Source organism: Enterobacter chuandaensis (genome assembly GCF_003594915.1).
Lineage (GTDB): Bacteria > Pseudomonadota > Gammaproteobacteria > Enterobacterales > Enterobacteriaceae > Enterobacter > Enterobacter chuandaensis.
In genome coordinates this window covers 52,178-78,601 of the sequence record NZ_QZCS01000018.1, presented here as the reverse complement: position 1 = coordinate 78,601, position 26,424 = coordinate 52,178, and the positions used below count along the sequence as shown (strand labels likewise).

Below are 26,424 nucleotides of genomic sequence, written 5' to 3'. Positions count from 1 at the left end.
ACCGGGGTGAGGGCAACCGCCCGCACGGTAGAAAAAACTACACCTGCCCCACGTACAAATAAATCGCCAAAAAGTGGCACACGCTGCCGCCCAGCACAAAGCCGTGCCAGATGGCATGGTTGTATGGGATGCGCTTGCAGACGTAGAAAATGACGCCCAGCGAGTAGACCACACCGCCCACAGCCAGCAGCGTAACGCCCCCTACTGCCAGCTTAATCGCCAGCTGATACACCACAATCAGCGACAGCCAGCCCATGGTCAGATAGGTGACCAGCGACAGCACCTTAAACCGGTGCGCGATGGTCAGCTTAAACAGGATCCCCAGCAGCGCCAGGCTCCAAATAACAATCATCAGGCCACGCGACAGGGGGGAATTGAGCCCCACCAGCAAAAACGGGGTGTAGGTGCCTGCAATAAGCAGATAGATTGCGCAGTGGTCAAATTTCTTGAGCCATATCTTAGCCCGCTGATGTGGAATCGCGTGATAGAGCGTCGATGCCAGGAACAGCAGGATCATGCTTCCGCCATAAAGGCTATAGCTGGTAATTGCCATCGCGCTGGCATTGGTATCCACCGCCTGTACCAGCAATAACACTAAACCGACAATCCCAAACACCAGGCCAATGCCGTGGCTGATGCTGTTGGCTACTTCCTCAGCCAGCGAATATCCCTGTGCGATTAATGGTCTGCTCGCCATACAAAACTCCGGGAAAACGTAAGATGATTATTCATCGCATATCTATGCTAACTGAGAATGATTCCAGTGAACACCTGTTAGCTAAAATAAATTCATTTCAAAATTTATACCTAAAAATCATAGATATATACAAACCTTTCACCTAACAATTGTTCACGTAAAAATTTAATCATTAAGAATCAAGGGCATAAAATTGGATCCTGCCGCCTGGCTGCATGGTATGATGGATAAATGAGGTCTGAATGAGAGTTTTGCCACTGTGAGTATGTTCACCCACTCCGCCATTGCCAGTCTCAATAATCTGGAAATGATGGTCTATAACTATGTCATTAAAAATCGTGACAAAGTGATGTACATGACCATCCGCGAGCTGGCGGATGCGGCTGGCGTCTCAACCACCACCATCCTGCGCTTTTGCCGCAAGCTCAACTGCGAAGGGTATTCTGAATTTCGCGTGCGCTTTAAGCTCTATCTTGAGCAGAACGAGCCCCAGCAGACGAATTTCGGTGCAAGCGAAATTATCAGCTTCTTTAAAAGCGTGAATAACGAAGAGTTCGATGCGCTATTAAATGACGCGGTAAATATCATTCTCTCTTCAGAGCGCATTATATTTGTCGGGGCGGGAACGTCAGGCTCACTGGCGAAATATGGTGCACGTTTCTTTTCGAATATTGGTAAATTCAGTAATCATATTGATGATCCTTATTTCCCGGTCACCAATGATATGGCGAAAAATGCGCTGGCGATTGTGCTCTCCGTCTCGGGTGAAACTGAGGAGATCCTGCGCTTCGCCAGCCAGTTCAGCCTGCATCACTGCAAGGTGCTCTCTATTACCAGCCACGAACACTCGCGCCTGGCAAAACTGGCGGACTTTAATCTCTCCTGGCACGTTCCCCAGACGCGAATTGGTGGTGTCTACGATATCACCACGCAAATTCCCGTCATCTATATTCTGGAATCTCTCGGACGCAAGCTGGCGAAGAAACTGACGGAATAAAACACCCTGTTTTTTCGATGTGACAAATTACATTTTTCGCAAATTGTTATATCGTGACATTCAATTTCGCTTTGCTAGACTCGTTGCCAGTAAGCCATTTATTGAGAATAGCAGCGATGAAAAAATTAACCTTACCCAAAGATTTTTTATGGGGCGGCGCGGTTGCCGCTCACCAGGTTGAAGGCGGCTGGAACAAAGGCGGCAAAGGGCCAAGCATTTGCGACGTCTTGACCGGCGGCGCACACGGCGTGCCGCGCGAAATCACGCAGGAGGTGGTGCCGGGTAAATACTACCCAAACCACGAGGCCATCGACTTCCACGGCCACTACAAAGAAGACATTAAGCTGTTTGCCGAGATGGGCTTCAAGTGTTTCCGCACCTCTATCGCCTGGACGCGCATCTTCCCGAAAGGTGATGAAACGCAGCCAAACGAAGAAGGGCTGAAGTTCTATGACGACATGTTCGATGAGCTGCTGAAGTACAACATCGAGCCGGTGATCACCCTCTCCCACTTCGAAATGCCGCTGCACCTGGTGCAGGAGTACGGCAGCTGGACCAACCGCAAAGTAGTCGATTTCTTTGTACGCTTCGCGGAAGTGGTGTTTGAGCGCTACAAGCACAAGGTCAAATACTGGATGACCTTCAACGAAATCAACAACCAACGCAACTGGCGCGCCCCGCTGTTCGGCTACTGCTGCTCGGGCGTGGTCTATACCGAACATGAAAACCCGGAAGAGACCATGTACCAGGTGCTGCACCACCAGTTTGTGGCCAGCGCCCTGGCAGTGAAAGCCGCGCGACGTATCAACCCGGAGATGAAAGTCGGCTGCATGCTGGCGATGGTGGCGCTCTATCCGTTCTCCTGCAAGCCGGAAGACGTGATGTTCGCCCAGGAATCTATGCGTGAGCGCTATGTCTTTACCGACGTCCAGCTGCGTGGTTACTACCCGTCCTACGTACTGAACGAGTGGGAGCGCCGCGGCTTCTCCATCAAAATGGAGACGGGCGACGAGCAGATCCTGCGTGAAGGCACCTGCGATTACTTAGGCTTTAGTTACTACATGACCAACGCGGTGAAGGCGGAAGGCGGCACCGGTGACGCCATCTCCGGCTTCGAAGGCAGCGTGCCGAACCCGCACGTGAAGGCGTCCGACTGGGGCTGGCAGATTGACCCGGTGGGCCTGCGTTATTCCTTGTGCGAGCTTTACGAGCGTTATCAGAAGCCGCTGTTTATCGTGGAAAACGGCTTTGGCGCCTACGATAAGGTGGAAGAAGACGGCAGCATCAACGATGACTATCGCATCGACTACCTGCGTGCCCACGTGGAAGAGATGATCAAAGCCGTCACGCACGATGGCGTGGATCTGATGGGCTATACGCCGTGGGGCTGCATCGACTGCGTGTCGTTCACCACCGGCCAGTACAGCAAGCGCTACGGCTTTATCTACGTCAACAAGCACGACGACGGCACGGGCGACATGTCCCGCTCCCGTAAGAAAAGCTTCGAATGGTATAAAGAGGTGATTGCCAGCAACGGCGAGAAACTTTAACGCCGTGATCCCCTCTCCCCTTTGGGGAGAGGGTTAGGGTGAGGGGTTTATTTCCCGCCAGCCAACTCTAAAAAACTGCCCGTCACGTAAGACGCCTTCTCGCTCAGCAGCCAGACAATCGCCTGCGCCACCTCTTCCGGCTGGCCGCCGCGCTGCATCGGCAGCAACGATTTCACGCGATCCACCCGCCCCGGCTCTCCGCCGGACGCGTGAATATCGGTATAAATCAGCCCAGGCCGCACGCAGTTCACGCGAATACCCTGCGCCGCCACCTCCAGCGATAGCCCGGTGGTCAGGGAATCTACCGCGCCTTTAGAAGCAGCGTAATCGACATATTCTCCCGGCGCGCCCAAACGCGACGCCGCGGAAGAGACATTCACAATCGCCCCGCCCTTGCCGCCATGCTTGATGGACATGCGTTTCACCGCCTCACGACAGCAGAGAAAGTAGCCCGTGACGTTGGTCGCCAGCACGCGGTTAATGCGCTCTGCGGACAGATTCTCAATGGTGGATTGCTCAAACAGAATGCCCGCATTATTGACCAGCGCACGAAGCGGCTCGCCTTCACGATCGATGCTGTCGAACATCGCCAGTACCTGCGCTTCGTCGCTGATGTCCGCGCGCACGGCAAACGCTTTACCACCTGCCTCAACGATCTGATTGATGACGTCCGTCGCGGCTTTAATGTTGTGGTGATAGTTCACCGCCACGGTGTAGCCTTCGTGTGCCAACTGCAGCGCGGTGGCTTTCCCAATGCCGCGGCTGGCGCCGGTGACCAGTGCAATTGCCATTCACAACCTCCAGAAAAAAAAAGCCGGGTGGCGCTAACGCTTACCCGGCCTACAGTATGGCAAATAATTACTGGTATTCGCTCATCGGCACGCAGGAGCAGAACAGGTTACGGTCGCCGTACACGTCATCAAGACGCTTCACGGTCGGCCAGTATTTGTTTGCCACACCTGCCGGGAAGACGGCCAGTTCGCGGGAATAACCGTGGTTCCATTCGGACACCATCTCATGCTGGGTGTGCGGGGCGTTAACCAGCGGGTTATCTTCCAGCGTCCACTCGCCGTCCTGCACGCGATCGATCTCCATGCGGATGGCCAGCATCGCGTCGATAAAGCGGTCCAGCTCGGCTTTGCTTTCAGACTCGGTTGGCTCCACCATCAGCGTGCCCGCAACCGGGAACGACATGGTTGGCGCGTGGAAGCCGTAGTCGATCAGACGCTTGGCAATATCCAGTTCGCTGATGCCCGTCGCTTCTTTCAGCGGACGAATATCCAGAATGCACTCGTGCGCCACGCGACCGTCACGGCCGGTATAGAGCACTGGGAAGGCGGACTTCAGGCGAGTCGCAATATAGTTAGCGTTCAGGATAGCCACCTGGCTCGCCTGCTTCAGCCCTTCCGCGCCCATCATGCGGATGTACATCCAGCTGATAGGCAGGATTGATGCGCTACCGAACGGGGCCGCAGAGACCGCGCCCTGACGGGTCAGCATGCCTTCAATCTGCACCACGCTGTGGCCCGGCACAAACGGTGCCAGGTGCGCTTTCACGCCGATAGGACCCATGCCCGGGCCGCCACCACCGTGCGGAATGCAGAAGGTTTTGTGCAGGTTCAGGTGCGACACGTCCGCGCCGATAAAGCCCGGAGAGGTAATGCCCACCTGAGCGTTCATGTTCGCGCCGTCGAGGTAAACCTGACCGCCAAACTGGTGCACCACTTCGCACACTTCACGGATGGTCTCTTCGTACACGCCGTGGGTGGACGGGTAGGTCACCATGATGCAGGAGAGCTTGTCGCCCGCCTGCTCGGCTTTCGCACGCAGGTCGGCCAGATCGATGTTGCCGTTCTTATCGCAGGCCACGACCACCACTTCCATGCCCGCCATCTGGGCTGAGGCCGGGTTGGTACCGTGGGCGGAGCTTGGGATCAGGCAGATATCGCGGTGACCTTCGTTGCGGCTTTCGTGATAGTGACGGATCGCCAGCAGGCCCGCGTATTCACCCTGCGCGCCGGAGTTCGGCTGCATACAGAGCGCGTCGTAACCGGTCAGCTTCACCAGCCAGTCGGAAAGCTGGTTGATCATCATGTGATAACCTTCCGCCTGCTCTGGCGGGCAGAACGGGTGCAGCTCGGAGAATTCAGGCCATGTGATCGGGATCATCTCTGCCGCGGCGTTCAGCTTCATGGTGCAGGATCCCAGCGGGATCATCGCCTGGTTCAGCGCCAGATCTTTGCGCTCCAGAGAGTGCATATAGCGCATCATCTCGGTTTCGCTGTGATAGCGGTTGAACACCGGGTGAGTCAGGATCGCGTCATTGCGCAGCATGCTTTCCTGAATAGAGCGGCTGTCGAGCGCGACCTCTTTGTCGAGCGTATCAATGTCCAGACCGTGTCCGTCGCCCAGCAACACGCTGAACAGATTCAGGATATCGTCACGGGTGGTGCTTTCATCCAGCGTAATGCCGACCGCATTGTGGATGTCGCTGCGCAGGTTGATTTCTGCTGCATCCGCGCGCGCCAGCACGGCCGCTTTGTCTGCCACTTCCACGCACAGGGTATCGAAGTAGTGGGCGTGGCGCAGCTTGAGGCCTTTCTGCTGCAGGCCGCAGGCCAGAATATCGGCCAGGCGGTGAATGCGGCTGGCAATGCGCTTCAGGCCAGCCGGACCGTGGAATACTGCATACAGGCTGGCGATGTTTGCCAGCAGGACCTGGGAAGTACAGATGTTGGAGTTCGCTTTCTCACGGCGGATATGCTGCTCGCGGGTCTGCATCGCCATGCGCAGCGCGGTGTTACCGGCAGCATCTTTTGAGACGCCGATGATACGGCCTGGCATGGAGCGTTTGAATTCATCTTTCGCGCCGAAGAACGCCGCGTGCGGGCCGCCGTAGCCCATCGGCACGCCAAAGCGTTGCGCGGAGCCGAATACAATATCCGCGCCCTGTTTGCCCGGCGCGGTCAGCAGCACCAGCGCCATAAAATCGGCGGCAACGCTGACAACCACTTTGCGGGATTTCAGCTCGGCAATCAGCGCGCCGTAGTCGTGTACTTCACCGGTGGTGCCCACCTGCTGCAGCAGCACGCCGAAGACGTCCTGGTGATCCAGCACTTTGTCGGCGTCGTCGACGATCACGTCAAAGCCGAAGGTTTCCGCGCGGGTGCGCACCACGTCCAGCGTCTGCGGATGCACGTCTGCCGCCACGAAGAAGCGGTTGGCATTTTTCAGCTTGCTCACGCGTTTTGCCATCGCCATCGCTTCGGCGGCGGCGGTCGCTTCATCCAGCAGAGACGCGGAGGCAATGTCCATACCGGTCAGATCCAGCGTCACCTGCTGGAAGTTCAGCAGCGCTTCCAGACGGCCCTGGGACACTTCTGGCTGATAAGGGGTGTAAGCGGTGTACCAGCCCGGGTTTTCCAGCATATTGCGCAGGATAACCGGCGGCAGCTGCACGTTGGTGTAGCCCATGCCAATGTAAGACTTATAGCGCTTGTTCAGGCCTGCGATAGCCTTCAGCTCCGCCAGCGCGGCGAACTCCGTGGTGGCTTCCCCCACCTGAGGCGGCGTGGCAAGCTGGATATCTTTTGGCACAATCTGGCCGATCAGTGCGTTTAATGAATCCGCGCCAACCGTCTTCAGCATCTCCTGCTGTTGCTGAGCATCCGGCCCAATGTGACGTTCAATGAAGGCGCCACGGTTTTCAAGCTGGCTTAAAGTCTGTGTCATGAGCGATGGTTCCTGAAACGTGCAGTGAATGTGTTTTCTCCCTCTCCCCAAAGGGGAGAGGGAGAATGCTTACTCGTCTTCTAACAGTGCTTCGTACGCGGTCGCATCCAGCAGCGCGGCAACCTGAGATTCGTCGCTGGCTTTGATCTTGAAGATCCAGCCGCCTTCATACGGCTCGCTGTTAACCAGTTCCGGGGAGTCGCTCAGCGCGTCGTTCACGGCAACAATCTCGCCGCTTACCGGTGCGTAGATATCAGACGCCGCTTTCACGGACTCCGCCACGGCGCAGTCATCGCCCGCGCTGACGGTTGCGCCCACTTCAGGCAGGTCAACAAACACCATGTCGCCCAGCAGCTCTTGCGCGTGCTCGGTGATCCCAACGGTATAAGTGCCGTCCGCCTCTTTGCGCAGCCACTCGTGTTCTTTGCTGTATTTCAGTTCTGCTGGCACATTGCTCATTGAAGTTCTCCTGATAAAAATAGTTAGGCGACCGGCTTACCGGCGCGAACAAAAATCGGTTTGGTCACGTGGACCGGCATTTCGCGGTTGCGGATTTGTACCACCGCCGTGTCGCCAATGCCCGCCGGCACGCGTGCCAGTGCAATACTGTAGCCCAGCGTCGGGGAGAAGGACCCGCTGGTGATCACGCCTTCGCGAGGATTGCCGTCGGCATCGGTAAAACGCACTGGCAGTTCGCCGCGCAGCACGCCTTTTTCCTTCATTACCAGACCAACCAGTTGTTCAGTGCCCTTCTCACGCTGCATCTCCAGCGCTTCACGGCCAATGAAATCACGGTCAGCCGGTTCCCACGCGATGGTCCAGCCCATGTTGGCCGCCAGCGGAGAGACGCCTTCATCCATCTCCTGACCGTAGAGGTTCATCCCGGCTTCCAGACGCAGCGTATCGCGTGCGCCCAGACCCGCAGGCTTCACGCCCGCTTCCACCAGCGCACGCCAGAAATCGGCGGCTTTCTCGTTCGGCATCGCAATTTCGTAGCCCGCTTCCCCGGTGTAGCCGGTGGTGGCGATAAACAGATCGCCCGCCTGCACGCCGAAGAACGGCTTCATGCCTTCGGTTGCTTTACGCTGCTCGTCGTTAAACAGAGACGCGGCTTTCGCCTGCGCGTTCGGCCCCTGCACGGCGATCAGCGACAGATCGTCACGGACGGTGATGTCGATGGCATAAGGTTCGGCGTGTTGGGTGATCCAGGAGAGGTCTTTTTCGCGGGTGGCGGAGTTTACAACGAGGCGGAAGAAATCTTCGGTGAAGTAGTAGACGATAAGGTCATCAATCACGCCGCCCGAGGCATTCAGCATGCCGGTATAGAGCGCTTTACCCGGGGTCTTCAGTTTGGCGACGTCATTTGCCAGCAGATAACGCAAAAACTCCCGGGTGCGGCTACCGCGCAGATCGACAATCGTCATGTGGGACACGTCGAACATACCGGCATCGGTGCGCACCGCGTGGTGCTCATCAATCTGCGAGCCGTAGTGCAGCGGCATCATCCAGCCATGGAAGTCCACCATGCGGGCGCCGCATAACACGTGCTGTTCGTACAAAGGAGTCTGTTGAGCCATCTTGTCCTCGTTGAAAAATTCACCGTGAAACCCGGTATCGGCCTCGTTCCCGAATGCCGACGCAAACGTTCTCTTTTACCTGAACTTACCACCGAAACCGGCGGTTAACCATAAGGTAAAACGGGTCATCACATTAGCTTATGACCAAAAAACGCTGAAAAGCCTACAGAGTTATTCACTGGAAAAATGCGATTAACCCCGCACAAAATTAACAATGATCTAACAGGATTTAGCACATGGTGATATTTCGTGCGGAAAAACGGGCCGAATTTCCGTCACATAAAAATCATAACATGAGAAAAACTAATGCGAAAAATGGCGTGGAATTAGAATATTTCAAACGAGGGAATTCCCCCGGCGCAGAGGCCGGGAAAATAAAGTGTGACGGGGATCGAGATTAGCGTAACCAGTCGGGAAGATCGTTAAGACCCATTGCCTGACGCAGAAGTTGAGGTTTGACGCCGGGAAGGGTGTCTGCGAGTTTAAGACCGATATCGCGCAGCAGTTTTTTCGCCGGATTTGCCCCGGCAAACAGCTCGCGGAAGCCCTGCATCCCCGCCAGCATCATCGCCGCGCTGTGCTTGCGGCTGCGCTCATAGCGACGCAGATACAGATGCTGACCGATATCTTTACCTTCACGGTGCAGGCGACGCAGTTCTTCCACCAGTTCCGCCGCGTCCATAAAGCCGAGGTTAACGCCCTGCCCCGCCAGCGGATGAATGGTATGGGCCGCATCGCCCACCAGCGCCAGACGGTGCGCCGCAAACTGACGCGCGTAACGGCCGGTTAACGGGAACACCAGCCGCTCGCTTTCAAGCGTGCACAGGCCAAGACGGTTATCAAACGCCACGCACAGCGCCTGGTTAAAGGCCTCCGGCGTCGCCTCCTGCATCTGCTTCGCTTTTTCCGGCACCAGGGACCAGACAATCGAGCACAGGTGCGGATCGGCAAGCGGCAGGAAGGCCAGAATACCGTCGTTGTGGAAAATCTGCCGCGCCACGCCGCCGTGCGGCTCTTCGGTACGGATTGTTGCCACCATCGCATGATGGCGGTAATCCCAGTACGTTAGCGGAATATCGGCCTTGTTGCGCAGCCAGGAGTTAGCGCCGTCGGCACCCACCACCAGGCGCGCGGTCAGCATGTCACCGCTTTGCAGAGTGATAAACGCCTCGTTTTCGCCCCATGCCACCTGTTGGATCTGCGCAGGTGCTACCAGCGTCACGTCGCTGCACTGCTCTGCTTTCTGCCACAGCGCGTGGTGGATCACCGCGTTTTCGATGATGTGACCAAGATGGCTGTAGCCCATGCTTTCATCATCAAAGGCAATGTGGCCAAAACTGTCTTTGTCCCACACTTCCATGCCGTGATAGCAGCTGGCACGCTGGGCAATAATATCTGACCAGACGCCGAGACGCGTCAGCAGCTTTTCGCTGGCCGCGTTAATCGCCGACACGCGGAGTTCCGGCGGGGCATCAGGTGCGACGGGCTGAGGCTGCTTTTGCTCCAGCACGGTCACGCGCAGGCCGCTGCCCTGTAAACCGCAGGCCAGCGCCAGCCCAACCATTCCGCCGCCAACGATAGCAACATCAACATTTTGCACAGTGATAACTCCTTAACGCGCGACCCAACCCAGGGTCCGCTGCGCCAGCACGTCACGTGCCGGAATGAACAGTTCCATCGCCATCAGCCCGAGGTTGCGACCGGCAACCAGCGGCGCCCAGCGATTGGCAAACAGATGGACCAAACCATCGGTGACGCCGATTGTCGCCTCTTTATCGGCCTGACGTCGCTTCTGGTAATGGCTTAGCACCGAATAAGCGCCGCAGTCTTTTTGTTCGCCCCACGCCTGAGAAAGGGTTTCAGCCAGGCTCATCACATCCCGCAGGCCGAGGTTAAAGCCCTGACCTGCGATAGGGTGAAGGGTCTGCGCCGCGTTGCCGACCAGCGCCACCCGGTGGGAAACAGACTGTGATGCGGTGGTTAACGATAGCGGATAGACCGTACGTTTTCCCGCCTGGGTAATACGCCCGAGCCGCCAGCCAAAGGCTTTCTGCAGCTCGTTACAAAAACGTTCGTCGGACCAGGACTTAACCTCTTCGGCTTTATCCTGAGGGTGGCACCAGACCAGCGAACAACGACCTTCCGACATCGGCAGCATCGCCAGCGGACCGTGCTGCGTGAAGCGCTCAAACGCCCGGCCATTGTGTTCCGCGGCGGTCGAGACGTTCGCAATAACCGCAACCTGCCCGTAAGGCTGCTGACGCCACTCTACACCACACTGGGTGCCGAGCGCCGAGCGCGATCCGTCCGCGGCAACCAGAAGCTGGCCATCGAGAACAACACCATTATCCAGCGTCACGCTGACCGCATCTTCACTGCGGGTGAAGCTGTCAACGCGTGCCGGACAGTGCAGCGTCACGCCTGGCGCGTCCTGCAACAGACGGAACAGGCGCAGGCCGACATCGTGGAGTTCTACAACCTGGCCCAGCGCGGCAATACGGTAGTCATGGGCATCCAGCGTGACAAACCCGGCATGGCCGCGATCGCTCACGTGCACGGTATTAATGGCGGTGGCGCAATCGGCGATGGCCTGCCAGATACCAATCCGGGACAGCTGCTGGCAGGTGCCCTGCGCCAGGGCAATGGCGCGGGAATCAAACCCAGGGTGATGCTTCGCCTGCGGCGCGACGGCTTCAACCAGATGAACCGGAAGCTGACCCTTCGTCAACTGCGAGATGGCTAACGCCAGCGTGGCGCCGGTCATGCCGCCGCCCACGATGATCACGCTCATAAGCGCGCCGCTGCCATCAGCGCCTCGATATCATCCGCTTTTTTTACCACGCTCGCGGTCAGGTTTTCGTTGCCGGTTTCGGTGATGACGATGTCGTCTTCAATACGAATGCCAATTCCGCGGTATTCTTCTGGCACATCGGCATCCGGCGCGATGTACAGCCCCGGCTCGACGGTCAGCACCATGCCCGGCTCCAGCACGCGCGAACGTTCAGGGCCGTACGCGCCCACGTCATGCACATCCAGCCCCAGCCAGTGGCTCAGGCCGTGCATAAAATACGGGCGGTGAGCGTTCTCGGTAATCAGTGTGTCGACATCCCCTTTGAGGATCCCAAGCTTAACCAACCCGGTAATCATGATGCGCACCACCTCGCCGGTCACTTCCTGAATGGAGGTACCCGGGCGATACAGCGTCAGCGCCGTCTCGAGTGATTCGAGAACAATGTCATAAATCGCCCGCTGCGCCGGTGAGAATTTACCGTTCACCGGGAAGGTACGGGTGATGTCGCCCGCATAGCCCTGATATTCGCAACCGGCGTCAATCAGCACCAAATCGCCGTCGCGCAGCGCGCTTTCGTTTTCGGTGTAGTGCAGAATGCATCCGTTTTCCCCGCCGCCAACAATGGTGTTGTAGGACGGGAAGCGCGCGCCGTGGCGGTTAAATTCGTGGTGAATTTCGCCTTCAAGCTGGTATTCGAACATTCCGGGACGGCATTTTTCCATCGCGCGGGTGTGCGCCAGGGCGCTGATTTCGCCCGCGCGGCGCAGCACGTTGAGCTCTTCTTCAGACTTAAACAGGCGCATCTCGTGCACCACCGGACGCCAGTCCGTGAGCGTTGCGGGCGCGGAAAGGTTCTGGCGAGAACCTTTACGCAGCTTATCCAGCGCGTTGAAAACAATCTCATCAGCGTAGGCGTATTCGCCCTGGGCGTGGTAGAGCACGTCCAGGCCATTCAGCAGCTGATAGAGCTGCTGGTTGATTTCGCTAAACGCCAGCGCGCGGTCAACGCCCAGCTTTTCCGGTGCGGCCTCTTGCCCTAAGCGGCGGCCAAACCAGATTTCAGCCGTCAGATCGCGCACGCGGTTGAAAATCACGCTGTGGTTGTGGGTGTCATTGCTCTTAATCAGCACAAGTACCGCTTCCGGCTCGTTAAACCCGGTGAAGTACCAGAAATCGCTGTTCTGGCGATAGGGGTATTCGCTGTCGGCGCTGCGCGTCACTTCCGGCGCGGCAAAAATCAGGGCCGCGCTGCCCGGCTGCATGTTTGCCAACAGCGCCTGACGGCGACGAGAATACTCTTGATGCGAGATAACCATGACACCCTCCTGTGCGTTATTTTTCTTAATGTAAGGTTGGCTTGCGAACTTCCGGCGCGGTCGGCTGCGAACGCGTAAAGTTGTCGTGGCACAGCAGCGCCGCCACGCGCACGTACTCGATGATCTCTTCGAGAGACATCTCCAGCTCTTCCTGATCTTCGTCTTCATCGTAGCCAAGCTGGGCGATGTTGCGCAGATCGTCGATCGCTTCACCCGCTTCGCCGGTCACTTTATCGAGCTTCGGCTGGGTAACGCCCAGGCCAAGCAGATAGTGGTTTACCCAACCCGCGAGCGCATCGGCGCGATCGAAGACGCTGACATCGTCGCCTTCAGGCAGATAAAGCTGAAAAAGGAAGCCATCGTCTTCCAGCGAATCGCTGGTTGCGGCGTGCATTTTACGCAGCGCTTCCGCCAGTTCGTGGCCAAACGCCAGCCCTTCGTTCGTGAGGTCGTGGATCAGCGGCTGCCATGAGCTGTCGCTGTTTCCGCCGCACAGTATGCCGCTGATCAGACCGTGCATTTCGGCAGGGGTAAGACCGACTCCCTGCTGGTTCAGTAACTGGTTTAAATCCTTGTAACCAGGCATTTCGTTCTGTATAGACATACGCATTCGTCATCAAAGGGAGGATATTCATGATATGCTACCACTTTGGACCCTGGTGATACCAGAAAAGGGCTTGTATCTTCACATCAGGGTAGCTATAGTGTCGCCCCTTCGCAGCCCCCGGGCCAGTTAGCGAAGGCAGCGCAGTCAATCAGCAGGAAGGTGGCATGTCTGCACAACCCGTCGATCTCCAGATTTTTGGCCGTTCACTGCGAGTGAATTGTCCGCCTGAACAAAGGGATGCTTTGAATCAGGCTGCGGACGATTTGAATCAGCGGTTGCAAGATCTAAAAGAACGCACTAGAGTCACAAATACTGAGCAGCTGGTTTTCATCGCCGCGTTGAATATCAGCTATGAACTGACTCAGGAAAAAGCGAAGACCCGCGACTACGCGGCTAGCATGGAGCAGCGCATTAAAATGCTCCAGCAGACCATTGAACAAGCGTTGCTTGATCAAGGTCGCAATCCCGAAAGGCCGGGACCAAAGTTTGAATAACACTTCGCAGTTGACTATGGTAGAGTAACTGTGAAGACAAAATTTCTCTGAGATGTTCGCAAGCGGGCCAGTCCCCTGAGCCGATATTTCATACCACAAGAATGTGGCGCTCCATGGTTGGTGAGCATGCTCGGTTCGTCCGAGAAGCCTTAAAACTATGACGACACATTCACCTTGAACCAAGGGTTCAAGGGTTACAGCCTGCGGCGGCATCTCGGAGATTCCCTCTTTCTTCTTCTACCGACTACCATGACTCAATTCCCTGAAGTTTCTGCTTCACGCCAGGACATCCGTCAGCTCATTCGCCAGCGTCGTCGCGCACTTACGTCCGAACAACAAGCACACTTTGCGCAGCAGGCCGCCGCCCGCATGATGGCCTATCCGCCTGTCGTGATGGCCAACACGGTCGCCCTGTTTCTGTCGTTTGATGGCGAGCTGGATACCCAGCCGCTTATCGACCAGCTCTGGCGCGCCGGAAAACGGGTTTACCTGCCGGTACTGCATCCGTTTAGCAAAGGTAATTTGCTGTTTCTGCACTACCACCCGCACAGCGAGCTGGTGGTAAATCGTCTGAAAATTACCGAGCCAAAACTCGACGTGCGCGACGTATTACCGCTGTCCGAGCTGGACGTGCTGATTACGCCGCTGGTGGCGTTTGATGAGCAGGGACAGCGCTTAGGTATGGGCGGCGGTTTTTACGACCGAACGCTGCAAAACTGGCGGCAGTATGGTTTGCAGCCGGTCGGCTATGCGCATGATTGCCAGGCTGTAGAAGCCTTGCCGGTGGAGAAATGGGATATTCCGCTGCCTGCGGTGGTAACGCCAAGTAAAACGTGGCTTTGGTAGCATAAAGCCGGGTGGCGGCTGCGCCTTACCCGGCCTACGAAAAACCTCGAACATTGTAGGTCGGGTAAGCGTCAGCGCCACCCGACACCACAGACCGCAAGGATCAGTACAGCAGACGCGCGCGAATCGTTCCCGGTATGGCCTTCATGCTCTGCAGCGCTTTCTCGGCAACATCTTCATCGGCTTCAATATCGATAACCACGTAGCCCATCTGCGAGTTGGTTTGCAGGTACTGGGCCGCAATGTTAACGCTCTGCTCGGCAAAGATCTGGTTGATGGCGGTCAGCACGCCAGGACGGTTTTCGTGGATGTGCAGCAGACGACGACCACCGTGCAGCGGCAAAGACACTTCCGGGAAGTTCACCGCAGAGAGCGTTGAACCGTTGTCGGAATATTTGCTCAGCTTACCCGCCACTTCCAGACCGATATTCTCCTGCGCTTCCTGAGTCGAACCGCCGATGTGTGGCGTCAGGATCACGTTGTCGAATTCACACAGCGGAGAGTTAAACGGATCGCTGTTGGTGGCAGGCTCCGTCGGGAACACGTCGATGGCCGCCCCCGCCAGATGCTTACGCTTCAGCGCGTCGCACAGCGCAGGAATATCGACCACCGTACCGCGAGCGGCGTTGATCAGCAGAGAGCCCGGCTTCATCAGCGCCAGCTCTTCCGCGCCCATCATGTTTTTGGTGGAGGCGTTTTCCGGCACGTGCAGGCTCACCACGTCGCTCATGTTCAGCAGGTCAGACAGGTGTTGAACCTGGGTCGCATTGCCCAGCGGCAGCTTGCTTTCGATATCGTAGAAAAACACGTGCATACCCAGGGATTCCGCCAGAATACCGAGCTGCGTACCGATGTGGCCGTAGCCGATGATACCCAGTTTTTTACCACGAGCTTCGTATGAGCCCGCTGCCAGTTTGTTCCACACGCCGCGGTGCGCTTTAGCGTTAGCTTCCGGGATACCGCGCAGCAGCAGCAGCAGTTCGCCAATCACCAGCTCCGCCACGGAACGGGTGTTGGAGAACGGGGCGTTAAAGACCGGGATACCGCGTTTGGCGGCAGCATTCAGGTCGACCTGGTTGGTGCCGATGCAGAAGCAGCCAATGGCAACCAGCTTTTCCGCCGCGGCAATCACATCTTCAGTCAGGTGAGTACGGGATCGCAGGCCAATGAAATGGGCATCACGGATGGCCGCTTTCAGCTCTTCGGTGTCCAGCGCGCCTTTGTGAAATTCGATGTTGGTGTAACCTGCCGCACGAAGGCTATCGATTGCTTTTTGATGCACGCCCTCGACCAGCAGGAATTTAATTTTGTCTTTCTCCAGTGATACCTTTGCCATTTCCCCGACCCTGTTTTTATCTGAACTGATGTTGTGCTGGATTAAAATCCGCTGTAGCCAACATATCAAAAAAAACTATTGCAGCAATATGAACGTTTGCGTCGGCACTCTGAAGAAAAGTCATACAGGGCTAAATGGCAGAGGAAAATGCTGTGGAAATTTATGAACGTGGCAGGATCGGCAAAAGAGGCGGAAAAACGTGACACAAGTCACCGAATTTAGCTTTTCAAAAATTTTTTAGCGGGGGGAGAACTCCCCCCGTCAGATCATTTTACGATGGTTTTCACGCCGTCAGCAGTGCCGATCAGCGCCACGTCCGCGCCACGGTTGGCAAATAACCCTACAGTGACTACGCCTGGAATGCTATTGATGGCATTTTCCAGCGCAATCGCGTCGAGGATTTCCAGGCCATGAACGTCGAGGATCACGTTACCGTTGTCGGTCACCACGCCCTGACGATATTCCGGACGACCGCCCAGCTTCACCAGCTGACGCGCAACCGCACTGCGAGCCATCGGGATCACTTCAACCGGCAGCGGGAAATTCCCCAGAATATCGACCTGCTTGGAGGCATCCGCGATGCAGATGAACTTGTCCGCAACGGAAGCAATGATCTTTTCGCGGGTCAGCGCCGCGCCGCCGCCTTTGATCATCTGCATGTGGCCGTTGATTTCATCCGCGCCATCAACGTAAATCCCCAGACAGTCCACTTCGTTGAGATCGAAAACGGTAATGCCGAGGCTTTTCAGCTTTTCCGTGGAGGCATCGGAGCTGGAAACCGCGCCCTCGATCTGCCCCTTCATCGTGCCCAGCGCATCGATAAAGTGTGCCGCCGTCGACCCTGTACCAACACCGACAATGGTACCTGGCTGTACGTACTGGAGAGCGGCCCATCCTACTGCTTTTTTCAGTTCATCCTGCGTCATGATCGTTTTGCCTGTGGTGTGAAAACTCAGGGCGCATTATAGAACACGTCGAATGGATTTCGTCTGCCACGAAGGGAAAATTGTGTCATAGTGCAGATTAAGCAAAATTAAGGAGTCAGCCAGAGCAATGAAACGTCCGGACTACAGAACACTACAGGCACTTGATGCAGTTATTCGTGAACGCGGTTTTGAACGCGCGGCGCAAAAGCTGTGCATCACCCAGTCCGCCGTATCACAGCGTATCAAACAGCTTGAAAACATGTTCGGGCAGCCGCTGCTGGTGCGTACCGTGCCGCCGCGTCCAACGGAACAAGGGCAAAAGCTCCTCGCCCTGCTGCGCCAGGTTGAACTGCTGGAAGATGAGTGGCTGGGTGATGAACAAACGGGCTCCACGCCGCTGCTGCTCTCGCTGGCGGTCAACGCTGACAGTCTGGCAACCTGGCTGTTGCCGGCTCTTGCGCCAGTGCTGGCCGACTCCCCTATCCGCCTGAATCTCCAGGTTGAAGATGAAACCCGCACCCAGGAGCGCCTGCGTCGCGGTGAAGTGGTTGGGGCGGTCAGTATCCAGCCTCAGGCGCTGCCGAGCTGCCTGGTGGATCAGCTAGGTGCGCTGGACTACCTGTTTGTCGGTTCAAAAGCCTTCGCTGAGCGCTACTTCCCGAACGGCGTCACCCGCGCCGCGCTGCTGAAGGCGCCTGCCGTGGCGTTCGACCATCTGGACGATATGCATCAGGCTTTCCTGCAGCAGAATTTCGACCTGCCTCCGGGCAGCGTGCCGTGCCATATCGTCAACTCGTCAGAAGCCTTTGTGCAGCTTGCACGTCAGGGCACCACCTGCTGCATGATCCCACATCTGCAAATTGAGAAAGAGTTAAAAAGCGGTGAGCTGATTGATTTAACGCCGGGTCTCTATCAGCGCCGGATGCTGTACTGGCACCGCTTTGCGCCGGAAAGCCGCATGATGCGCAACGTCACCGACGCGCTGCTGGCATTTGGGCACAAGGTTTTGAGGCAGGATTAAAAAGAAAAGCCGGGTGGCGGCTACGCCTTACCCGGCCTACTGATTATTGTGCAGGTTTCGGCTGTGCTGCAACAGGCTCCAGCTGGAAGACCACATCCACCTGATCGTCGAACTGAATGGTTGGCTGCTCGTAGGTTTCCTGAGCAGAAACCGGGGCGGCATCCGCCTTCATCATCCGCACCATCGGGCTTGGCTGGTAGTTAGAGACGTGGTAACGCACGCTGTAAACCGGGCCGAGCTTACTCTTGAAGCCGGACGCCAGCTGTTCCGCCTGATGAATAGCATCGTCAATCGCCGCTTTACGCGCTTCGTCTTTATACTTCTCCGGTTGCGCAACGCCCAGCGACACAGAACGGATTTCGTTCAGGCCCGCCTTCAGCGCGCCGTCCAGCAGGGAATTCAGCTTGTCCAGCTGGCGCACGGTCACTTCCACAGTGCGCACGGCGCGATAGCCTTTCAGGATACTTTTGCCGTTCTGGTAGTCGTAATCCGGTTGGGTACGCAGGTTCGCAGAGCTGATGTCTTTTTTAGCAACACCGTTCTGTTCCAGGAAAGAGAGATATTGCGCAACACGATCGTCTGCCTGTTTTTTGGCGGAAGCGGCATCTTTTGCAGCCACATTCACTTCAATTGCCAGGGTTGCAACATCCGGTACCGCGTCCACGCTTGCGGTGCCTGACGTGACGATGTGCGGGCCATCCGGCAGTTCACTTGCCTGCACCGACACCGCACCTAAACTTACTAATGCCGCCAGGGCCATCACTTTAAACTTCACTGTCATTCCTCCATGTTGCGAAGAGTGCCCCAACAACAGGGCGCATGCCAGCAAGCTTAGCGGGTCTTGTTCAGATGTCCATAAGACAAACGCTTAGTTGAACAATCCCTGTACGTGATGAATCCCCTCTTTCGCCAGCTGGAAAGCGATAAACCACATCACCAGCCCCACCAGCGTATTAATGATGCGCTGCGCTTTAGCAGTCCGCAGGCGCGGTGCCAGCCACGCTGCCAGGATTGCCAGGCCGAAGAACCAGAGGAAAGAGGCACTGACCGTGCCGAGCGCAAACCAGCGTTTCGGCTCAACGTCCAGCTGTCCGCCCAGGCTGCCCAGCACCACAAAGGTATCGAGGTAGACGTGCGGATTTAGCCAGGTGACCGCCAGCATGGTGACGATAATCTTCCAGCGCCCTTGCTTCATCACTTCGGCGCTCGCCAGTTCAAGATTGCTGCTCATTGCAGTTTTCAGGGCACCGAATCCGTACCACAGCAGGAACGCCACGCCGCCCCAGGTGACCAGCGCCAGCAGCCATGGGGATTGCATCAGCAACGCGCTGCCGCCAAAGATCCCGGCGCAAATCAGCAGCAAATCGCTCACCGCGCATAGCAGGGCAATCATCAGATGATACTGGCGGCGAATGCCCTGGTTCATCACAAACGCATTTTGTGGACCAAGGGGGAGGATCATGGCCGTGCCTAACGCAAGCCCCTGAAAATAATACGATAACATGAAGAAATTCTCACAGTATTGTTCTGGAAGTTGACTATACTGCGCGAATTACATAAGAGGAAATGGATAATATTAATTGGGGATTAGCACGGCTAATAACCAAAAAGCCCGGTGGCTAGCGCTTACCGGGCCTACTGGTAAAGTTACTCTGCTTCTTTGACTTTTTTAACATTTACGTCCATCTGCGGGTACGGGAAGCTGATGCCGTTGGCGTCAAACTCGCGTTTGATGCGTTCCAGTACGTCCCAGTAGACGTTTTGCAGATCGCTGCTTTTGCTCCAGATACGCACCACAAAGTTAATCGAGGACGCGCCCAGCTCGTTCAGGCGAACCGTCTGCTCTTTGTCTTTCAGAATGCGATCGTCTGATGCAATGATGTTGCTGATCAGCGACTTCACCTGATCGATGTCGGAATCATACGCCACGCTGATAATCAGCTCGTTACGGCGCACCGGCTCGCGGGAGAAGTTAATGATATTGCCGGCGATGATTTTACCGTTCGGCACCACCACAATACGGCCATCAACGGTACGCAGCGTTGTTGAGAAAATCTGCACCTGCAGCACGGTTCCGGCAATCCCGCCAAGATCAACGTATTCACCCGAGCGGAACGGACGGAAGGTGACCAGCAGCACGCCTGCCGCCAGGTTTGAAAGCGAGCCCTGCAGCGCCAGCGCAGTAGCCAGACCAGCGGCACCGAGCACAGCAATAACCGATGCCGTCTGAACGCCCACGCGCCCCAGAGCTGCAATCAGCGTGAACGCGATGATGCCATAGCGCACCAGTGCAGAAAGGAAATCAGCCACTGTGGCGTCAATGTGACGAGCAAGCATCACGCGATTGACCGCGTTCGATACAATCCGCGCCACGATCATCCCGACGATGATAATGACAATGGCAGCAGCAATATTAACGGTGTAGCTCAGCAATAACGCCTGGTTGCGCACCAGCCAGTTACCGGCGTGATTGATGCTGTCTACAACATCGAGTTGTTCCATTTATTCTTCCTTTTGTTAAACCAAAACACTAAATCTATCCCTCAGGGAGACAGGCAGGTCAGTAAAGGGTAAACAAAAAGCGCAAGTTTTGCCAAACAGATCACAAAAGCAGATGTTGCAGCATGTTGAAAACGCATAAAAAAAGGCCCGCATTTGCGGGCCTTCTGATGCTGTTAGCAGCTCAAATTACAGAACGTCGATCGCGTTCAGTTCTTTGAATGCCTGCTCCAGACGGGTCACCATGGACGTCTGTGCAGCGCGCAGCCATACGCGTGGATCGTAGTATTTCTTGTTCGGCTGGTCTTCGCCTTTCGGGTTGCCCAGCTGGCCCTGCAGGTAAGCTTCGTTGGTTTTGTAGTACTGCAGGATACCGTCCCAGGTTGCCCACTGGGTGTCGGTATCGATGTTCATTTTCACTACGCCGTAGCTTACGGAGTCTTTGATTTCCTGAGCAGAAGAACCGGAACCGCCGTGGAAGACGAAGTTCAGGCTGTTGTGCGGCAGGTTGTGTTTCTTGGACACGTATTCCTGAGAATCACGCAGGATGGTCGGGGTCAGAACCACGTTACCTGGTTTGTAAACGCCGTGCACGTTACCGAAGGACGCTGCGATGGTGAAGCGTGGGCTGATTTTGCTCAGCTCGGTGTAAGCGTAATCAACGTCTTCTGGCTGGGTGTACAGGGCAGAAGCGTCCATGTGACTGTTGTCCACGCCGTCTTCTTCACCACCGGTGCAACCCAGTTCAATTTCCAGGGTCATGTCCATTTTGGCCATGCGCGCCAGGTATTTAGAGCAGATTTCGATGTTTTCGTGCAGTGACTCTTCAGACAGGTCGATCATGTGAGAAGAGAACAGTGGCTTACCGGTTGCTGCGAAGTGTTTTTCGCCCGCGTCCAGCAGACCGTCGATCCACGGCAGCAGTTTCTTCGCGCAGTGGTCAGTGTGCAGGATAACTGGCACACCGTAGTGCTCAGCCATCTGGTGAACGTGGTGCGCACCAGAAATAGCACCCAGGATTGCAGCGCCCTGAGGAATGTCAGTTTTCACGCCTTTACCTGCGATGAACGCAGCGCCGCCGTTAGAGAACTGAACGATAACTGGCGCTTTAACTTTAGCAGCAGTTTCCAGTACGGCGTTGATGGAGTCGGTACCCACGCAGTTAACTGCTGGCAGAGCGAAGTTGTTTTCTTTAGCTACCTGGAACACTTTCTGTACGTCATCACCAGTGATAACGCCAGGTTTTACGAAATCAAAAATTTTAGACATGTTGCTTAGTCCTGTATCTTCGGCCGTTAGAAAAGGTGCGAGCTCTTATAAGCGCGCTGAAAATTGGGCAGGTTTCCCTGCCCCTGAATGGCTTACTTCTTAGCGCGCTCTTCGAGCATTGCTACTGCTGGCAGAACTTTGCCTTCCACGAACTCGAGGAATGCACCGCCACCAGTGGAGATGTAGGAGATCTTGTCAGCGATACCGAACAGGTCGATTGCTGCCAGGGTGTCACCACCGCCTGCGATAGAGAACGCTTCGCTGTCTGCGATAGCGTTAGCAACGATTTCAGTCCCTTTACGGAAGTTCGGGAATTCGAACACGCCGACAGGACCGTTCCACAGGATAGTTTTTGCGTTTTTCAGGATTTCAGCCAGTTTCTGTGCAGAAACGTCGCCCAGGTCCAGGATCTGCTCTTCATCTTTGATGTCGTTAACAGATTTAAGGGTCGCGGTTGCGGTTTCAGAGAACTCGGTCGCCACGCGAACGTCAGTTGGAACCGGGATATCACAGGTGCCCAGCAGGCGTTTGGCTTCGTCAACCAGGTCTGCTTCATACAGGGATTTACCCACGTTGTGGCCCTGAGCGGCAACGAAGGTGTTTGCGATACCACCGCCAACGATCAGCTGGTCAGCGATTTTAGACAGGGAATCCAGAACGGTCAGTTTGGTAGACACTTTAGAACCACCAACGATAGCGACCATTGGACGAGCAGGTTCTTTCAGTGCTTTACCCAGCGCTTCCAGTTCGTCAGCCAGCAGAGGACCCGCACACGCGACGTCGGCGAATTTACCGATACCGTGGGTAGACGCCTGCGCACGGTGAGCCGTACCGAATGCATCCATGACGAATACGTCGCACAGTGCAGCGTATTTTTTGGACAGGGTTTCGTCGTCTTTCTTCTCGCCTTTGTTGAAGCGAACGTTTTCCAGAACAACCAGTTCACCGGCAGCGACTTCAACGCCGTCCAGGTAATCTTTCACCAGGCGAACCGGGTTGGACAGTTTGTCTTTCAGGTAATTAACAACTGGCAGCAGAGAGAACTCTTCGTTGTACTCGCCTTCGGTTGGACGGCCCAGGTGGGAGGTGACCATCACTTTCGCGCCCTGCTTCAGAGCCAGTTCGATGGTTGGCAGAGATGCGCGGATACGCGCGTCGCTGGTCACTTTGCCATCTTTAACCGGTACGTTCAGATCGGCACGGATGAAAACGCGTTTACCAGCCAGATCCAGATCGGTCATCTTAATTACAGACATGGTGAATCCTCTCGTTGATTCTTAAAGTTTTGCAGACGCACGATGCGTCTTACCTGAAACCTTGAGCGGCCATTGCTAACGTGGTGTCGAGCATTCGGTTAGCAAAGCCCCATTCGTTATCACACCAGACCAGCGTCTTGATAAGGTGTGCACCACTGACTCGCGTTTGCGTGCCATCTACGATGGCGCTGTGCGGGTCGTGGTTAAAATCTACTGAGACCAACGGTAATTCCGTATAGTCAACTATACCATGAAATGCCCCCTGTGCCGCTTTTTGCAGCAACAGGTTGACTTCACAGGCTTTTACCGGTTTTTTCACCGTCACGCTGAGATCAATTGCGGTGACGTTTATCGTGGGAACACGCACGGCAATCGCTTCAAAACGGTCGTTAAACTGCGGGAAAATGCGGGTGATCCCGGCAGCCAGCTTTGTGTCCACCGGGATGATAGACTGGCTCGCCGCGCGAGTGCGTCGCAAATCCGGGTGATAGGCGTCGATAACCTGCTGATCGTGCATGGCGGAGTGAATCGTGGTCACGGTGCCGGATTCTATGCCATACGCATCGTCTAACAGTTTGATGACCGGAATAATGCAGTTGGTGGTGCAGGAGGCGTTGGAGACAATACGGTGTTCGGCCTGCAGCTCATGCTGGTTGACGCCAAACACGACGGTTGCGTCGAGGTCGTTACTGCCGGGATGAGAAAAGAGGACTTTTTTTGCACCAGCAGCCAGATGTGCTTCGCCATGTTCGCGGCTGCCATAAACGCCGGTACAGTCCAGTACCACATCTACACCCAGTTCACGCCACGGTAGCCCTGCAATGCTGCTCTCATGCAGTACGCGGATGGCATCGTCGCCGACAAACAGCTGATCTCTTTCCTGGCGAACGTCCCAGGCAAAGCGTCCGTGGCTGGTGTCATATTTCAACAAATGCGCCATGCCCGCAGCATCCGCCAGTTCGTTGATTGCTACCACGGTAATTTCCGCACGACGCCCGGATTCATATAAAGCACGAACCACGTTGCGCCCGATGCGACCGAAGCCATTAATCGCTACGCGTACGGTCATAGATCTCCTGCAAAGCTATCCCTGAGTTTGAGGTGGCTGAAAGAGTAATCCAGCTACGCCCGAAGGGGAATCTTTGCTATCACAAACTGCGATTGATTGGTCAATTGTCGAACATTTAATCGACTGAAACGCTTCAGCAAGAATAAGCGAATCGAGGAATAAAAGGAATGTCTGTCCAGATGAATAAGCGCGCTATATGACTTGCGTCACATTTTGGGTGGAATAATGCTTACAAAAAAGCCGGGTGGCGCGTTAGCGCTTACCCGGCCTACTTTATTCTCCCTCTCCCCGTGGGAGAGAGCCAGGGTGAGGGCATCAGCCCGCACCGGACAAACAATTACAGCAGTTCTTTCGCCTTAGCGACAACGTTCTCAACGGTGAAGCCGAACTCTTCGAACAGCAGTTCTGCAGGAGCAGATTCACCGAAGGTGGTCATACCGACGATAGCACCGTTCAGACCCACGTATTTGAACCAGTAGTCAGCAATACCCGCTTCCACTGCCACGCGAGCGGAAACTGCTTTAGGCAGTACGGATTCACGGTAAGCCGCATCCTGCTTGTCGAACGCATCGGTAGACGGCATGGAAACCACACGCGCCTTCACGCCTTCGGCAGTCAGTTTTTCCCATGCTGCTACAGCCAGTTCAACTTCTGAACCGGTGGCGATGAAGATCAGCTCAGGCTGGCCCGCGCAATCTTTCAGCACGTAACCACCGCGCGCGATGTTCGCCAGCTGCTCTGGAGTACGCTCCTGCTGCGCCAGGTTCTGACGGGAAAGGATCAGCGCGGTCGGGCCATCCTGACGTTCAACGCCGTACTTCCACGCTACCGCGGATTCAACCTGGTCACATGGGCGCCATGTGCTCATGTTCGGGGTCACGCGCAGGGAAGCCACCTGCTCTACCGGCTGGTGAGTTGGGCCATCTTCGCCCAGACCAATGGAGTCATGGGTGTAGACCATCACCTGACGCTGTTTCATCAGCGCAGCCATACGCACGGCGTTACGTGCATATTCCACGAACATCAGGAAGGTGGAGGTGTACGGCAGGAAACCGCCGTGCAGAGAGATACCGTTGGCAATCGCGGTCATACCGAATTCACGTACACCGTAATGGATGTAGTTACCGGCAGTATCTTCGTTGATTGGCTTAGAGCCAGACCACAGGGTCAGGTTAGACGGTGCCAGGTCAGCGGAGCCGCCCAGGAATTCTGGCAGCAGCGGACCAAACGCTTCAATCGCATTCTGAGACGCTTTACGGCTCGCGATTTTAGACGGGTTCGCCTGCAGCTTAGCGATGAACTCGTTCGCTTTCGCGTCGAAGTCAGACGGCATGTCACCTTTCATACGACGGGTGAATTCAGCCGCTTCCTGAGGGAACGCTTTCGCATAAGCAGCGAACTTCTCGTTCCAGGCCGCTTCTTTCGCCTGGCCCACTTCTTTTGCATCCCACTGAGCATAGATTTCAGACGGGATTTCGAATGCAGGGTGTTTCCAGCCCAGCGCTTCACGGGTCAGTGCGATTTCCGCATCGCCCAGCGGTGCGCCGTGGGAGTCATGGGTGCCCGCTTTGTTCGGAGAACCGAAGCCGATGATGGTTTTGCACATCAGCAGGGACGGTTTGTCGGTCACAGCACGCGCTTCTTCTACTGCACGTTTAATCGAGTCAGCATCGTGGCCATCAACGCCACGCACAACGTGCCAGCCGTAGGCTTCGAAACGTGCTGCGGTGTCGTCAGTGAACCAGCCTTCAACATGACCGTCGATGGAGATACCGTTGTCGTCATAGAACGCAACCAGTTTGCCCAGCTTCAGGGTACCGGCCAGGGAGCACACTTCGTGAGAAATGCCTTCCATCATGCAGCCGTCGCCCAGGAATGCGTAAGTGAAGTGGTCAACGATGTCGTGGCCAGGACGGTTGAACTGCGCAGCCAGGGTCTTCTCGGCAATCGCCATACCCACTGCGTTAGCAATACCCTGACCCAGCGGGCCGGTGGTGGTTTCTACGCCAGCGGTGTAACCCACTTCCGGGTGACCTGGAGTTTTGGAGTGCAGCTGACGGAAGTTTTTCAGCTCTTCGATAGGCAGATCGTAGCCGGTGAGGTGCAGCAGGCTGTAGATCAGCATAGAGCCGTGGCCGTTAGACAGCACGAAACGGTCGCGGTCAGCCCATGCCGGGTTCTGAGGGTTGTGGTTAAGGAAATCACGCCACAGGACTTCGGCGATATCAGCCATACCCATAGGGGCACCCGGGTGGCCGGATTTGGCTTTCTGTACTGCGTCCATGCTCAGCGCACGAATAGCATTAGCAAGCTCTTTACGTGAGGACATTTTAACTCCAGATCGGACTGTTAAAGGCCATGCCCTTGACGACAGCGCGTTTTGGGCTACGCCGGAAAAAAGTGCCAACAATGTAACCCAAGCCGCAGGGCATGTACATGGA

At 55.9% G+C, this 26,424-nt stretch carries 23 protein-coding genes and 1 other RNA gene; 6 read left to right on the top strand and 18 right to left on the bottom strand.

The features are described from left to right. Positions 1–37: 37 nt before the first annotated feature. A complete protein-coding gene (gene trhA / locus D5066_RS20850) occupies positions 38–697 on the bottom strand; it encodes a PAQR family membrane homeostasis protein TrhA (protein ID WP_023331242.1) in 660 nt (219 codons plus the stop codon). Between the two features lie 265 nt (positions 698–962). Between trhA and D5066_RS20845 the strand changes: the two genes are divergently transcribed. Together D5066_RS20845 and bglA are read left to right on the top strand one after the other, a co-directional pair. Further along, positions 963–1,694 carry a MurR/RpiR family transcriptional regulator gene (locus D5066_RS20845; protein WP_119917103.1) on the top strand — a complete coding sequence of 244 codons (732 nt, stop codon included), beginning with the start codon at positions 963–965 and terminating at the stop codon, positions 1,692–1,694. 116 nt (positions 1,695–1,810) lie between these two features. Then, the gene (bglA, locus tag D5066_RS20840) at positions 1,811–3,244 is read left to right on the top strand and encodes a 6-phospho-beta-glucosidase BglA (protein WP_119917102.1); all 1,434 of its coding nucleotides are present in this window, start codon (positions 1,811–1,813) and stop codon (positions 3,242–3,244) included. Positions 3,245–3,291: 47 nt separating this feature from the next. Here bglA and D5066_RS20835 read toward each other — a convergent pair whose 3' ends face one another. From D5066_RS20835 to D5066_RS20800, 8 genes are all read right to left on the bottom strand, one after another. After that, a complete protein-coding gene (locus tag D5066_RS20835) occupies positions 3,292–4,035 on the bottom strand; it encodes an SDR family oxidoreductase (protein WP_119917101.1) in 744 nt (247 codons plus the stop codon). A 67-nt stretch (positions 4,036–4,102) separates the two neighbouring features. Continuing rightward, the gene (gene gcvP / locus D5066_RS20830) at positions 4,103–6,976 is read right to left on the bottom strand and encodes an aminomethyl-transferring glycine dehydrogenase (protein ID WP_119917100.1); all 2,874 of its coding nucleotides are present in this window, start codon (positions 6,974–6,976) and stop codon (positions 4,103–4,105) included. Between the two features lie 69 nt (positions 6,977–7,045). After that, positions 7,046–7,435 carry a glycine cleavage system protein GcvH gene (gene gcvH, locus D5066_RS20825; protein ID WP_014885143.1) on the bottom strand — a complete coding sequence of 130 codons (390 nt, stop codon included), beginning with the start codon at positions 7,433–7,435 and terminating at the stop codon, positions 7,046–7,048. Positions 7,436–7,458: 23 nt separating this feature from the next. Next, positions 7,459–8,553: a glycine cleavage system aminomethyltransferase GcvT gene (gcvT, locus tag D5066_RS20820; RefSeq protein ID WP_080330063.1), complete on the bottom strand. Its 1,095-nt coding sequence runs from the start codon at positions 8,551–8,553 to the stop codon at positions 7,459–7,461. 397 nt (positions 8,554–8,950) lie between these two features. Continuing rightward, a complete protein-coding gene (gene ubiI, locus D5066_RS20815) occupies positions 8,951–10,153 on the bottom strand; it encodes an FAD-dependent 2-octaprenylphenol hydroxylase (RefSeq protein WP_119917099.1) in 1,203 nt (400 codons plus the stop codon). A gap of 12 nt (positions 10,154–10,165) precedes the next feature. Next, entirely contained in the window at positions 10,166–11,344 is a 1,179-nt protein-coding gene (gene ubiH, locus D5066_RS20810) for a 2-octaprenyl-6-methoxyphenyl hydroxylase (protein ID WP_119917098.1), read from the bottom strand. Then, positions 11,341–12,654 carry a Xaa-Pro aminopeptidase gene (gene pepP, locus D5066_RS20805; RefSeq protein WP_119917113.1) on the bottom strand — a complete coding sequence of 438 codons (1,314 nt, stop codon included), beginning with the start codon at positions 12,652–12,654 and terminating at the stop codon, positions 11,341–11,343. The genes ubiH and pepP overlap by 4 nt, the downstream gene beginning before the upstream one ends. Before the next feature lie 31 nt (positions 12,655–12,685). Beyond that, positions 12,686–13,264 (bottom strand): YecA/YgfB family protein, encoded by a 579-nt coding sequence (locus D5066_RS20800; protein ID WP_072265689.1) that lies wholly within the window; start codon positions 13,262–13,264, stop codon positions 12,686–12,688. A gap of 167 nt (positions 13,265–13,431) precedes the next feature. Between D5066_RS20800 and zapA the strand changes: the two genes are divergently transcribed. The 3 genes from zapA to D5066_RS20785 all read left to right on the top strand — a co-directional run bounded on the left by zapA (position 13,432) and on the right by D5066_RS20785 (position 14,607). Further along, positions 13,432–13,761 carry a cell division protein ZapA gene (zapA, locus tag D5066_RS20795; protein ID WP_006811891.1) on the top strand — a complete coding sequence of 110 codons (330 nt, stop codon included), beginning with the start codon at positions 13,432–13,434 and terminating at the stop codon, positions 13,759–13,761. Positions 13,762–13,802: 41 nt separating this feature from the next. Continuing rightward, positions 13,803–13,986, top strand: a non-coding RNA gene (gene ssrS, locus D5066_RS20790) — 6S RNA. Between the two features lie 24 nt (positions 13,987–14,010). Continuing rightward, entirely contained in the window at positions 14,011–14,607 is a 597-nt protein-coding gene (locus D5066_RS20785) for a 5-formyltetrahydrofolate cyclo-ligase (protein WP_119917097.1), read from the top strand. A gap of 103 nt (positions 14,608–14,710) precedes the next feature. Here the strand turns inward: D5066_RS20785 and serA are convergent, their stop codons facing one another. Then, positions 14,711–15,943, bottom strand: a complete 1,233-nt coding sequence (serA, locus tag D5066_RS20780; RefSeq protein ID WP_119917096.1) for a phosphoglycerate dehydrogenase — start codon at positions 15,941–15,943, stop codon at positions 14,711–14,713. Between the two features lie 266 nt (positions 15,944–16,209). Continuing rightward, complete coding sequence (gene rpiA, locus D5066_RS20775; protein WP_119917095.1) at positions 16,210–16,869, bottom strand: ribose-5-phosphate isomerase RpiA; 660 nt, start codon at positions 16,867–16,869, stop codon at positions 16,210–16,212. A gap of 127 nt (positions 16,870–16,996) precedes the next feature. Between rpiA and argP the strand changes: the two genes are divergently transcribed. Beyond that, a complete protein-coding gene (gene argP, locus D5066_RS20770; protein ID WP_003860089.1) occupies positions 16,997–17,890 on the top strand; it encodes a DNA-binding transcriptional regulator ArgP in 894 nt (297 codons plus the stop codon). Positions 17,891–17,933: 43 nt separating this feature from the next. Here the strand turns inward: argP and D5066_RS20765 are convergent, their stop codons facing one another. From D5066_RS20765 to tkt, 7 genes are all read right to left on the bottom strand, one after another. Continuing rightward, positions 17,934–18,665 (bottom strand): oxidative stress defense protein, encoded by a 732-nt coding sequence (locus tag D5066_RS20765; protein WP_080330057.1) that lies wholly within the window; start codon positions 18,663–18,665, stop codon positions 17,934–17,936. Between the two features lie 93 nt (positions 18,666–18,758). Continuing rightward, positions 18,759–19,394 carry an arginine exporter ArgO gene (gene argO / locus D5066_RS20760; protein ID WP_119917094.1) on the bottom strand — a complete coding sequence of 212 codons (636 nt, stop codon included), beginning with the start codon at positions 19,392–19,394 and terminating at the stop codon, positions 18,759–18,761. A 143-nt stretch (positions 19,395–19,537) separates the two neighbouring features. Beyond that, positions 19,538–20,392, bottom strand: a complete 855-nt coding sequence (gene mscS / locus D5066_RS20755; protein WP_119917093.1) for a small-conductance mechanosensitive channel MscS — start codon at positions 20,390–20,392, stop codon at positions 19,538–19,540. 186 nt (positions 20,393–20,578) lie between these two features. Next, positions 20,579–21,658 (bottom strand): class II fructose-bisphosphate aldolase, encoded by a 1,080-nt coding sequence (gene fbaA / locus D5066_RS20750; RefSeq protein WP_061097137.1) that lies wholly within the window; start codon positions 21,656–21,658, stop codon positions 20,579–20,581. Between the two features lie 92 nt (positions 21,659–21,750). After that, entirely contained in the window at positions 21,751–22,914 is a 1,164-nt protein-coding gene (gene pgk / locus D5066_RS20745; RefSeq protein WP_023309116.1) for a phosphoglycerate kinase, read from the bottom strand. 49 nt (positions 22,915–22,963) lie between these two features. After that, a complete protein-coding gene (epd, locus tag D5066_RS20740) occupies positions 22,964–23,983 on the bottom strand; it encodes an erythrose-4-phosphate dehydrogenase (protein ID WP_080330054.1) in 1,020 nt (339 codons plus the stop codon). 337 nt (positions 23,984–24,320) lie between these two features. Next, positions 24,321–26,312 carry a transketolase gene (tkt, locus tag D5066_RS20735; RefSeq protein WP_119917092.1) on the bottom strand — a complete coding sequence of 664 codons (1,992 nt, stop codon included), beginning with the start codon at positions 26,310–26,312 and terminating at the stop codon, positions 24,321–24,323. Positions 26,313–26,424 lie beyond the last annotated feature (112 nt).